This window comes from Erwinia sp. AnSW2-5 (genome assembly GCF_045107195.1).
Taxonomy (GTDB): Bacteria; Pseudomonadota; Gammaproteobacteria; order Enterobacterales; family Enterobacteriaceae; genus Erwinia.
Map to the genome: position 1 here is coordinate 24,969 of NZ_JBJGXA010000023.1, position 11,518 is coordinate 36,486.

At 53.2% G+C, this 11,518-nt stretch carries 8 protein-coding genes; 4 read left to right on the forward strand and 4 right to left on the reverse strand.

The annotated features are described in order from the left end of the window. Positions 1-102: 102 nt before the first annotated feature. A complete protein-coding gene (locus ACFL9S_RS15910; RefSeq protein ID WP_405262864.1) occupies positions 103-1,149 on the reverse strand; it encodes a 3-deoxy-7-phosphoheptulonate synthase in 1,047 nt (348 codons plus the stop codon). A gap of 147 nt (positions 1,150-1,296) precedes the next feature. Continuing rightward, positions 1,297-2,130, reverse strand: a complete 834-nt coding sequence (locus ACFL9S_RS15915; protein ID WP_405262865.1) for a pyruvate, water dikinase regulatory protein — start codon at positions 2,128-2,130, stop codon at positions 1,297-1,299. Positions 2,131-2,604: 474 nt separating this feature from the next. Between ACFL9S_RS15915 and ppsA the strand changes: the two genes are divergently transcribed. Continuing rightward, positions 2,605-4,983 (forward strand): phosphoenolpyruvate synthase, encoded by a 2,379-nt coding sequence (ppsA, locus tag ACFL9S_RS15920; RefSeq protein ID WP_405262866.1) that lies wholly within the window; start codon positions 2,605-2,607, stop codon positions 4,981-4,983. 460 nt (positions 4,984-5,443) lie between these two features. Here the strand turns inward: ppsA and ydiK are convergent, their stop codons facing one another. After that, positions 5,444-6,568, reverse strand: a complete 1,125-nt coding sequence (gene ydiK / locus ACFL9S_RS15925; RefSeq protein WP_405262867.1) for an AI-2E family transporter YdiK — start codon at positions 6,566-6,568, stop codon at positions 5,444-5,446. A 241-nt stretch (positions 6,569-6,809) separates the two neighbouring features. Between ydiK and ACFL9S_RS15930 the strand changes: the two genes are divergently transcribed. Both ACFL9S_RS15930 and ACFL9S_RS15935 read left to right on the forward strand, forming a co-directional pair. Then, positions 6,810-9,866, forward strand: coding sequence for an FAD-binding and (Fe-S)-binding domain-containing protein (locus ACFL9S_RS15930; protein WP_405262868.1), 3,057 nt, complete (start codon positions 6,810-6,812; stop codon positions 9,864-9,866). After that, positions 9,866-10,279 (forward strand): hotdog fold thioesterase, encoded by a 414-nt coding sequence (locus ACFL9S_RS15935; RefSeq protein ID WP_405262870.1) that lies wholly within the window; start codon positions 9,866-9,868, stop codon positions 10,277-10,279. Before ACFL9S_RS15930 ends, ACFL9S_RS15935 begins: the two co-directional genes overlap by 1 nt. A 63-nt stretch (positions 10,280-10,342) precedes the next feature. Here the strand turns inward: ACFL9S_RS15935 and ACFL9S_RS15940 are convergent, their stop codons facing one another. Then, positions 10,343-10,747, reverse strand: coding sequence for a hypothetical protein (locus tag ACFL9S_RS15940; protein ID WP_405262871.1), 405 nt, complete (start codon positions 10,745-10,747; stop codon positions 10,343-10,345). 391 nt (positions 10,748-11,138) lie between these two features. On the opposite strand from ACFL9S_RS15940, the gene sufA reads away from it, so the two are divergent. After that, complete coding sequence (sufA, locus tag ACFL9S_RS15945) at positions 11,139-11,513, forward strand: Fe-S cluster assembly scaffold SufA (RefSeq protein ID WP_405262872.1); 375 nt, start codon at positions 11,139-11,141, stop codon at positions 11,511-11,513. The last annotated feature ends 5 nt before the right edge of the window (positions 11,514-11,518 follow it).

Below are 11,518 nucleotides of genomic sequence, written 5' to 3' on the forward strand. Positions count from 1 at the left end.
GGTGGTCTTGTGCAAGCAGAAATTAACCTTCAGGCAACAGTTTGCATTTAAAGAATGGCATAAAAGGGAGAAGGCCGACCCGTTGCAGGCCAGCCCGAGGTGTCAGAAGCGGCTGTCGACAGCATCCGCCAGCTGTTGCAAGACGCTGGCTGTGTCGTCCCATCCAAGGCAGGGATCGGTGATGGACTGGCCATAAATCAGCGGCGTTTCCGGCGTCACTTTCTGCGTGCCTTCCTGCAGGAAGCTTTCAATCATCACACCCGCAATCGCGCGCGAGCCGTCGCGGATCTGCTGCGATACGCTGGTGGAAACCTCTTTCTGCAAGCGATGCTGCTTCAGACAGTTTCCGTGGCTGAAGTCGATCACCAGTTGCTCCGGCAGATGGAACTCCCGCAGGTGGGCGGCTGCGTCGGCAATATCCGCCGGATGGTAGTTTGGCGTTTTGCCGCCGCGCATAATGATATGCCCGGAAGGATTGCCGCTGGTCTGATAGATGGTCATCTGGCCGCGTTTATCCGGCGACAGGAACATATGGCTGACGCGGGCAGCGCGGATGGCATCCACGGCGATGCGGATATTGCCATCGGTGCCGTTTTTAAAGCCTACCGGGCAGGAGAGAGCTGAGGCCATTTCGCGGTGGATCTGGCTTTCCGTGGTGCGCGCACCGATAGCACCCCAGCTGATCAGATCTGCAATAAACTGCCCGATCACCATATCGAGAAATTCAGTCGCCGTCGGCATGCCCAGCGCATTGATATCCAGCAGCAGCTTGCGCGCCACCGTCAGCCCGTGATTGATGCGGAAACTGCCGTCGAGATCGGGGTCAGAAATCAGCCCCTTCCAACCGACTACCGTGCGCGGTTTTTCAAAATAGGCGCGCATCACAATTTCCAGACGAGAATGGTATTTCTCACGCAGCGCGTTCAGACGTTCTGCGTATTCCAGGGCGGCAACCGGGTCATGCAGCGAGCAGGGGCCGACCACGACCAGCAGGCGCGGATCTTCACCGGAGAGAATACGGGCGATGCGTTTGCGTGACGCTGTCACGTTATCGATAATGGCAGGCGTGATTGGCAGCCGTTCCTGCAGTTCTGCAGGCGTCACTAAGCTGTCGATGCGCGCGGTCCGCAGTTCATCTGTTTTGTTCATGGGGATCTCTAAAATTTTGTCTTCACAACGGCAGGAATACCGGGAAGTAATGGCGTTCACCTTAAACCAAACCGTGATGATTTCAACCGCAAAACAGCAGGGGAATCGCATTTCCGGCTCCCTGCAAGAAAGCCGAAAATGGAAAAATCAGTACATACGGCGCGTAAGACCCATGATATCGAGGATTTTGGTGGCAATCTCTTCCACCGAATAATTAGTACTGTTGAGGTAGCGGATTTGGTTGGTACGGAACAGCGCTTCGACTTCGCCCACTTCCAGCCGACACTGACGCATTGAGGCATACCGGGTGTTTTCTGCTCGCTCCTGACGAATAGCGGCCAGACGTTCCGGGTCAATGGTTAACCCGAACAGTTTATTCTGGAAGGGTTTTAACGCCGGGGGCAGTTTCAGGTTATCCATATCATCCGCGATAAACGGATAGTTAGCCGCGCGAATGCCGAACTGCATGGCGAGATAGAGGCTGGTGGGGGTTTTGCCGCAGCGCGAGACGCCCAGCAGGATCACCTGCGCATCTTCGAGTCCGCGCAGCGAGATGCCGTCGTCATGAGCCAGCGTGTAATCAATTGCGGCGATACGTGCATCATATTTACCGAGGTTACTGGCGGTCAGACCGTGCGTACGGTTCGCCACAGGCGCAGGATCGACGCCCAACTCCTGCTGGAGCGGGGCGACAAGCGACTGGACAATGTCCTGACAGAAGCCATCGCTCTGCAAAATGATCTCGCGGATCTCCGGGGTGACCACCGAAATAAACACCAGCGGGCGCACGCCGCTTTGCTGATACAGCGCGTTTATCTGTGCTTTCACGGCCTGAGCGCGCTGCACGTTTTCCACAAAAGGCAGGGTGACACTCTGCGTTGCCACCGGAAACTGTGACAGCACCGCATGACCCAACACTTCGGCAGTGATGGCCGTACCATCTGAAATATAAAAAACACTACGTTCGACGTTCACGTCCATTTTATCTCCGCTGGCGGGTATGCAGTGCAGACTAAATTAATCTGCACTGATAAAGCAAATCGTGACTGAGGCTGCAAAACAAAATAAAAAAACCATTATTTAATGATCTGAACTTTTCATTTTTATAAAGTCAGATAAATCGCACTTTTAGCATGATGTGAAATGGCGTTTCTGTTTAGTATTCGTCTTTATCGCCCTTTTAATTAAAATCATTCTAATAGGGAATCCTTTTTTGTTGCGCAAGTGCTGATAGCCTTTAATGTTGAGAATGTTTTTAACTCTTTGATTTTAATTGTATATTGATTATTTTCCTTGTTGCGCAACATTGTTTTGTGACGCGGAGAAATCTTAAAAATAAAAAAATCATCTGCTTGAACGATTCAACACTTTATCAATTCGTCTCAACTGTGCCAGTCTCAAGAAGCATTACTGTACTCCTCATGTTTTTAATTAAATCTTACAAGGATTGCTTCAATGTCCAATAAAGGCCAATTGCCGCTAGTGCTCTGGTATAACCAGCTTGGCATGAACGATGTGGATCGGGTGGGGGGCAAAAATGCCTCTCTGGGTGAAATGATTACTAACTTGTCATCGTTGGGCGTTTCTGTGCCAAACGGATTTGCGACAACCTCGGAAGCGTTCAACCTGTTCCTCGACCAAAGCGGCGTCAATCAGCGTATCTATGATCTGCTGGATAAGACCGATATTGATGATGTTGATGAGCTGGCGAAGGCGGGTAAACAGATCCGCCAGTGGGTGGTAGAAACGCCGTTTACGCCGGAGCTGGAGCAGGCGATACACGAAGCATACAACCAGCTGTCGGCCGATGATGCTGAAGCCTCGTTTGCGGTGCGTTCGTCCGCAACAGCGGAAGATATGCCGGATGCCTCTTTCGCCGGGCAGCAGGAAACCTTCCTGAATGTACAGGGATACGATGCGGTGCTGGTGGCTGTGAAGCATGTCTATGCATCCCTGTTTAATGACCGCGCGATCTCCTACCGGGTGCATCAGGGTTACGATCACCGTGGTGTTGCGCTCTCTGCCGGAGTGCAGCGGATGGTGCGATCTGACCTCGCGTCCTCCGGAGTGATGTTTACCATTGATACCGAATCAGGCTTTGATCAGGTGGTGTTTATTACCTCTGCGTTTGGCCTGGGTGAGATGGTTGTGCAGGGTGCGGTTAACCCGGATGAGTTCTACGTACACAAACCGACGCTGGCCGCAGGTCGCCCGTCGATTGTGCGCCGTAATATGGGCTCGAAAAAAATCCGTATGGTTTACGCCGATTCGCAGGAGCATGGCGAGCAGGTCAGGATCGAAGACGTGCCCGAAGCGGAGCGCGACCGTTTCTCCCTGACGGATAAAGAAGTGGAAGCCCTGGCGGCGCAGGCCGTACAGATTGAGAAACACTATCAGCGCCCGATGGACATTGAGTGGGCGAAGGACGGTCATACCGGTAAGCTGTTTATCGTACAGGCCCGCCCGGAAACCGTGCGTTCTAACGGTTCAGTGATGGAGCGTTATACGCTCCAGGGTAAAGGTAAGGTGGTGGTTGAAGGCCGCGCCATCGGTCACCGTATCGGTGCCGGTGAAGTGAAAGTCATTCATGACATCAGCGAAATGAACCGCATTGAAAAAGGGGACGTGCTGGTCACCGACATGACCGACCCGGACTGGGAACCGATCATGAAAAAGGCCTCTGCGATTGTCACCAATCGCGGTGGACGTACCTGCCATGCAGCGATTATTGCCCGTGAACTGGGGATCCCGGCGGTTGTCGGTTGCGGTAATGCCACCGACATTCTGAAAGACGGGCACAAAGTGACCGTGTCCTGTGCGGAAGGTGATACTGGCTACGTCTATGACGACCTGCTCGACTTCGAGGTTAAAAGCTCGCAGGTTGATGAAATGCCGTCGCTGCCGCTGAAAATCATGATGAACGTCGGCAACCCCGATCGTGCGTTTGATTTTGCCTGTCTGCCGAATGAAGGGGTAGGACTTGCGCGCCTTGAGTTCATCATCAACCGTATGATCGGCGTGCATCCGAAGGCACTGCTGGAGTTTGACCAGCAGACGCCGGAGTTGCAGAAGCAGATCCGCGCGATGATGAAAGGGTTTGACGATCCGCTCGAGTTCTACATTGGTCGCCTGACCGAGGGGATTGCCACGCTGGGTGCTGCTTTTGCGCCAAAACGCGTCATTGTGCGCCTTTCTGACTTCAAAACTAACGAATACGCCAATCTGGTCGGTGGCGAACGTTATGAACCTGAAGAAGAGAATCCGATGCTCGGTTTCCGTGGTGCCGGTCGCTATGTGGCGGACAGCTTCCGTGACTGCTTTGCCCTGGAGTGTGCTGCGGTCAAACGGGTACGCAACGATATGGGGCTGACCAACGTTGAGATCATGGTGCCGTTTGTGCGTACGGTGGCACAGGCGAAAGCCGTGGTTGAGGAACTGGAGCGTCAGGGGCTGAAGCGCGGTGAGAACGGGTTGAAGATCATTATGATGTGTGAAATCCCGTCCAATGCGCTGCTGGCCGACGAGTTCCTGCAATATTTTGACGGCTTCTCTATTGGCTCCAACGATATGACCCAGCTGGCGCTGGGGCTGGACCGCGACTCCGGTGTGGTATCTGAGCTGTTTGACGAGCGTAACGATGCTGTGAAAGCGCTGTTGTCGATGGCGATCCGCGCGGCGAAGAAGCAGGGGAAATACGTGGGTATTTGTGGGCAAGGCCCTTCCGATCACGAGGACTTTGCTGCCTGGCTGATGGAGGAGGGCATTGACAGTCTGTCACTGAACCCGGATACCGTGGTACAGACGTGGTTGAGCCTGGCTGAGTTGAAGAAGTAAACGTCAATCGTAGGGGCGTGGCATGCCGCGCCCGGTATTGATCATCGGGATAATCGCTTTGCGGTTATCCTTTTTTTTATGCCAAATTGCAGACAAAAAAAAGCCCATCACAGTGGATGGGCAAAGACTACACACAGCAATTCTTTACTCAGGGAAATAACATTGTTCAGAAACCAGTGGGCTGGTTTCAAACTTGATACCTATACTATGCAACCGCGTTTATGGCGTCTTTAAGAATCATCTTATTAGTTTAAAATTCATAATATTTCCCGGTGCGAATAGCGATTTTTAACACAAATTGGTGAGTAAAATATCAGCTATTTAGTGATGGGAGGGCCGAAACGCGTGAAAGGCGGGGTTTAGTGATAAATTTTATTAATGAAGTTCAGGCTTTATGATGAGGAAATATTCCATACATTAATGTTTGCAGCCAGCGAACTGACCGCAAACCAGGAGGGGATTATGCTTTCGGCTGGTGCGCTTCTGCTTCAATTTCGGCGAGTTCTTCAACCACCGCCAGCGGATCTTCTTCCGGTGCCGGTGCTTCATGTACCCAGACAGAAACAAGACGGTAAGAGACGGCCAGTACCACCGGGCCAATGAACAGACCGATCATCCCAAAGGCAATCAGGCCACCAATTACGCCTGACAGAATAAGGATCATCGGTAAATCGGCACCCATGCGGATCAGCATCGGTCGCAGCACGTTGTCCAGAGTGCCTACCACGCAGCTCCAGACTAACAGGACCGTGCCCCAGGTCGTGTCTCCGCTCCAGTAGAGCCAGATGATAGCTGGTACCAGCACAATCAACGGACCAAGCTGAACCAGGCAGGAGAGAATCATCAGTACCGTCAGGATGGTGGCATAAGGAATACCGGAGATTGCCAGTCCAATCCCTCCCAACACGCCCTGCACTAACGCGGTGACAACCACGCCAAGGGCGACCGCCCGGATGGCCTGACCGGCCAACAGCACGGCAGCATCCCCGCGGCGAGAGGCCAGGCGGAAGGCGAAATGACGAATACCGTGCCCCACCTGTTCTCCACGCCAGAACAGCAGCACGGCAAACAGCAGCATCAAACCGAGATGCATCATAAAGCGACCAAAATGGCCTGCCTGAGCAAAGAAGAACCCGGTGGTGCGGCCAATATAAGGCTGTACCTGCGTAATCAACGCCGAGCCGCCGCCCGCTAACAGATTGTGATAAGCCGAATAGAGCTTTCTGCCAACGAGTGGGATGCTGCGTAGCCAGTGCAGATCCGGCATTTGCAAATGACCCGAACTGAGCCAGGCAAGCAGCGGGGTGATGTTTTCAATCAGGCTATTGACCAGTACGGCAACAGGAATAATAAACACCAGAATCAGCAGCAGCGTCATAACCAGCACCGCCAGCCCACGGCGGCCCCACAGTAAGCCCTGAATTTTGATCATTAATGGCCAGGTGGCAATCACCACCATGCTGGCCCAGGCAAACCCCAGAATAAACGGCTGAACCACCCAGAAACACGCGACAATCGTCAGGCTGATAAACAGCAGTGAAAACACAATTTGCGGTAAGTCCCAACCTTTTTGCGCGTTCTTCATCGATTAACAATGACCTCAAGTAAAATGCGATTTATCTCTTAAAATCAGTGCAGGCGCATCGGTTACGCTAACCCTGACGTTTAAATCATGATGTATGAAACGATTTAGCGACAGAAACAACAGGTTATGCTTTTAATTCGTTTTTTGAAATAACGGCAGGTCATAAAAAAATGTGATAAAACGGATAACTGCGCTATTTGAGCAACGCAAACGATTCACATAACTTTTTGGTCACCCGATAATGATCCCACAGATTTCCCAGGCACCGGGTCTTGTTCCGTTGGTGCTGAGTTTTTTGGATTCCTTAAAACAGGATGGTTTTACTGGCGATACAGCGACAAGCTATGCCGACCGCCTGATTATGTCCACCGACAACAGCATCTATCAACTGTTGCCTGATGCGGTTATTTTCCCCCGTTCCACGGCGGATGTGGCGCTGATTGCGCGCCTTGCGGCAGACAAACGCTTCGAATCCCTGATCTTTGCGCCACGCGGTGGCGGCACCGGCACCAATGGTCAGTCACTGAACCAGGGCATTGTGGTGGATATGTCGCGCCATATGAAGCGCATTCTGGATATCAACGTCGAAGAGGGGTGGGTAAAGGTTGAAGCTGGCGTCATAAAAGATCAGCTCAATGATTACCTGAAACCCTTTGGCTACTTCTTCTCCCCGGAACTCTCCACCAGTAACCGCGCCACGCTTGGCGGCATGATTAACACCGATGCTTCCGGCCAGGGATCGCTGGTGTACGGTAAAACGTCCGACCATGTATTGGGCCTGAAAGCTGTCCTGCTGGGGGGCGAGGTGCTGGATACGTATGCAATGCCCGTCAGCGAAGCGGAACGCCGCGCGCAGGCGCCCAGCGCGGAAGGCAATATCTACCGTGTGGTGCTGGACCGCTGTCGTCAGCAGCGCGATCTGATTATCGACAAATTCCCAAAACTTAACCGTTTCCTCACGGGTTACGATCTGCGCCATGTGTTGAGTGACGATCTGCAACAGCTCGATCTGACGCGCATTCTCTGCGGTGCTGAAGGTACGCTGGCGTTTATCGCTGAAGCGACCCTGGATATCACCCCGATCCCGAAAGTGCGGCGGCTGGTGAACATTAAATATGACTCCTTTGACTCCGCGCTGCGCAATGCGCCGTTTATGGTCGAAGCCAAAGCCCTGTCGGTCGAAACCGTCGATTCGAAGGTGCTGAACCTGGCGCGTGAAGACATTGTCTGGCACTCGGTTAGCGAACTGATTACCGACGTTCCCGACAAAGAGATGCTGGGCCTGAACATGGTGGAGTTCGCTGGCAACGATAAAGCGCTGATCGACGGCCAGGTGGAATCGCTATGCCAGCGCCTTGAAACCTTAATGTCACAGCGTGAGGGCGGGGTGATTGGCTACCAGCTCTGTGATGATGTCTCCGGTATTGAGCGCATCTACGGGATGCGTAAAAAAGCCGTGGGGCTGCTGGGGAACGCCAAAGGGCGTGCCAAACCCATTCCGTTTGTGGAAGACACCTGCGTGCCGCCGCAGAACCTTGCGGACTATATTGTCGATTTCCGCGCGCTGCTCGACGGACATAACCTCAGCTATGGCATGTTTGGCCATGTTGATGCCGGTGTACTGCATGTGCGCCCCGCGCTGGATATGTGTGACCCGCAGCAGGAGATGCTGATGAAGCAGATCTCTGATGAAGTTGTAGCCCTGACGGCACGATACGGCGGTCTGCTGTGGGGTGAGCATGGGAAAGGATTCCGCGCAGAGTACAGTCCGGCGTTCTTTGGGGACGTGCTGTATAACGAATTGCGCCGCATTAAAGCGGCCTTCGACCCGGCCAACCGCCTGAATCCGGGTAAAATCTGTGCACCGCTGGGCGTGGATGACCCGATGCTGAAAGTGGATGCGCTGAAACGCGGCACCTACGATCGTCAAATCCCGGTTAACGTGCGTACCGACTGGCGTGGCGCGATGGAGTGTAACGGCAACGGCTTATGCTTTAACTTCGACGTGAAAAGCCCGATGTGTCCGTCAATGAAGATCACCAGCAACCGTATGCATTCGCCGAAAGGGCGTGCCACGCTGACGCGCGAATGGCTGCGCCTGCTGGCTGAGCAGGGCGTTGATCCGCTGGTGCTGGAGCAGCAATTGCCATCGAAAGGGATCAGCCTGCGTGGGATGATCCAGCGTACTCGCAATAGCTGGCAGGCCAAACGCGGGCAGTATGATTTCTCCCACGAGGTGAAAGACGCGATGTCAGGTTGCCTGGCCTGTAAAGCCTGTTCAACCCAGTGCCCGATTAAAATTGATGTTCCCGGTTTCCGTTCGCGCTTTTTGCAGCTCTACCACACGCGCTATCTGCGCCCGGCCAGCGACTATCTGGTGGCCACAGTAGAGAGCTATGCGCCGCTGATGGCAAAAGCGCCGAAGACCTTCAACTTCTTCCTGCGTCAGCCGTGGGTCAAGTCACTCAGCAAGCGCCATATCGGCATGGTCGATCTGCCGTTGTTATCATCACCGACGCTGAAGCAGCAGCTGGCCGGGCATCGTGCATCGGGCACCACGCTGGAAGACCTTGAGCAGATGAGTGCTGAGCAGCGTGCGCAGTGCGTGCTGGTGGTGCAGGACCCGTTTACCAGTTACTACGAAGCACAGCTGGTGGCCGATTTTGTACAGTTGATTGAGCGGCTGGGCTTCACCGCGGTGGTGCTGCCGTTCTCGCCGAACGGTAAAGCGCAGCATATTAAGGGCTTCCTGCAACAGTTTGCGCGCACGGCGCAGAAAACTGCCGATTTCCTTAATCGTGTGGCGCAGTTGAATATGCCACTGGTGGGGGTCGATCCGGCGCTGGTGCTCTGCTACCGCGACGAGTACAGCCAGGTGTTGGGCGATAAACGTGGCGACTTCCATGTGCAGCTGGTGCACGAATGGCTGCAAACGGCGCTGGCCACGCGTGACGCTCAGCCCACCGCGCAAGGTGAAGCCTGGTATCTGTTTGGTCACTGCACCGAGGTGACTGCGTTACCGGGGTCGGTTAAACAGTGGGAAACGATCTTTGCCCGCTTTGGCGCCAGACTGGAAAATGTCAGCGTGGGTTGCTGCGGCATGGCCGGAACTTACGGGCATGAAGCAAAAAATCTGGAAAACTCGCTGGGGATTTATGCGCTCTCCTGGCAAAATGCCCTGCAAAAACTGCCGCGTCAGCGCTGTCTGTCGACCGGCTATTCCTGCCGCAGTCAGGTCAAACGTATTGAAGGTAGCGGTATACGTCATCCTCTGCAGGCATTACTGGAGATCCTGTAATGGCAATATGGCGGCGTGAAGCCACGCTTGAGCAGTTAAACCTGCGCAGTAAAGAGACGATGGTGGAGCATATCGGCATCCGTTTTACGCAGCTGGCGGAGGATTACATCGAAGCGGTGATGCCGGTGGATCAGCGTACGCGCCAGCCGTTTGGCCTGTTGCACGGCGGAGCCTCGGTGGTGCTGGCGGAGACGCTGGGGTCAATGGCTGGCTACCTCTGCACCGAGGGTGAACAGCGGGTGGTTGGGCTGGAGATCAACGCGAATCATCTGCGGTCTGCGCGGGAAGGCGAGGTGCGGGGCGTTTGTCATTCTGTGCATCTTGGACGGCGCCACCAGGTATGGCAAATAGAAATTTTCGACAACAATAACCGCTTGTGCTGTACGTCCCGCCTCACTACTGCTGTGATTTGACCGATAACCCCGTTTAATGCGGGGTTTTTCGCATCACTGGCACGCGGTATAATACTCTGAAGATTACATTATCCACGACGCGTGCTTAACGAATTCGCTTTGCAACACGGTCGCTTTATCCCATTCGCCATTCATTGCCAGCTGATGACAAAGGCGACTCAGGGAGTGGCGCGCCAGTTGCCAGGCTTGCATCCGAAACAGCCGTTCGCGGGCGGTGTTGCTCAGCTCAACAACCAGTCGTTGATGGAGTTTTCCCATCGCGTGAAGATAGCTCTGATCGTCGCCATTTAGCTGGCAGAGTTCGGCCATGTCGAGGCAGGTATCATTGAACTTACGCAGTTGTTCAATGGAACACCCGGGCCGGTTTAACTTAGCCTGCGCCATGTAAAAGTCGACGGTGATATCACGAACGGAAAACGTGTACTCATCAATTTTATGTTGCAGCCATGCATTCATCGACAGATTCATTACGGGCTCCAGTCGCGCTAATGATAATCATTATCATATAATAACTGCGATATTATTCAATCGTAACGTGGGATTTTTTATTGATATACATCACCTGTTAGAAAAATCGGTGATAACGATAACCGCGGCGCTGTGAATAGCTAGAATGAATTAGGTAAAGTATTTGTTTTAGATAACAAAATATAAACATCTTATTTTCAAACGCTTATCTTTTGAGACGATGCGTCTTTCAGGCAGAGCGCAATCTGTTTTACAGGGTCTAAACTTAGTCAAGAGCCACCTAAAAGCACCTTTTGGCCTTTATCCCTGCAAAACAAGAGGTTGAAGTGATTCTGGTAATCACTAACATAGGGGCACTAGCCCGAAGGGCTATCGTATCGCGAGGTAAATTATGCAATCAGCAAATCCTGCCACTTTTTCTCCAGATGACTTCATCTGGAAAGGGCTGACGCTCACTGACAGCGCAGCAAAACAAATCATCAATCTGGCCGCAGGCGACCCTGAGATTAAGGGCCTGAAGCTGGGTGTCAAAACCTCTGGCTGTGCCGGGTTTGGTTACACCATGGATATGGCGAAAGAATCGGCGGCGGATGATTTGGTGTTCAGCCATAACGGTGCGTTGTTATTCGTGCCCCTGCAGGCGATGCCCTATATCGATGGTACGGAAGTTGATTTCGTCCGCGAAGGCCTGAATCAGATTTTCAAATTTAATAACCCTAAAGCTCAACACGCCTGCGGCTGTGGTGAGAGCTTTGGCGTTGAGTGAACCCT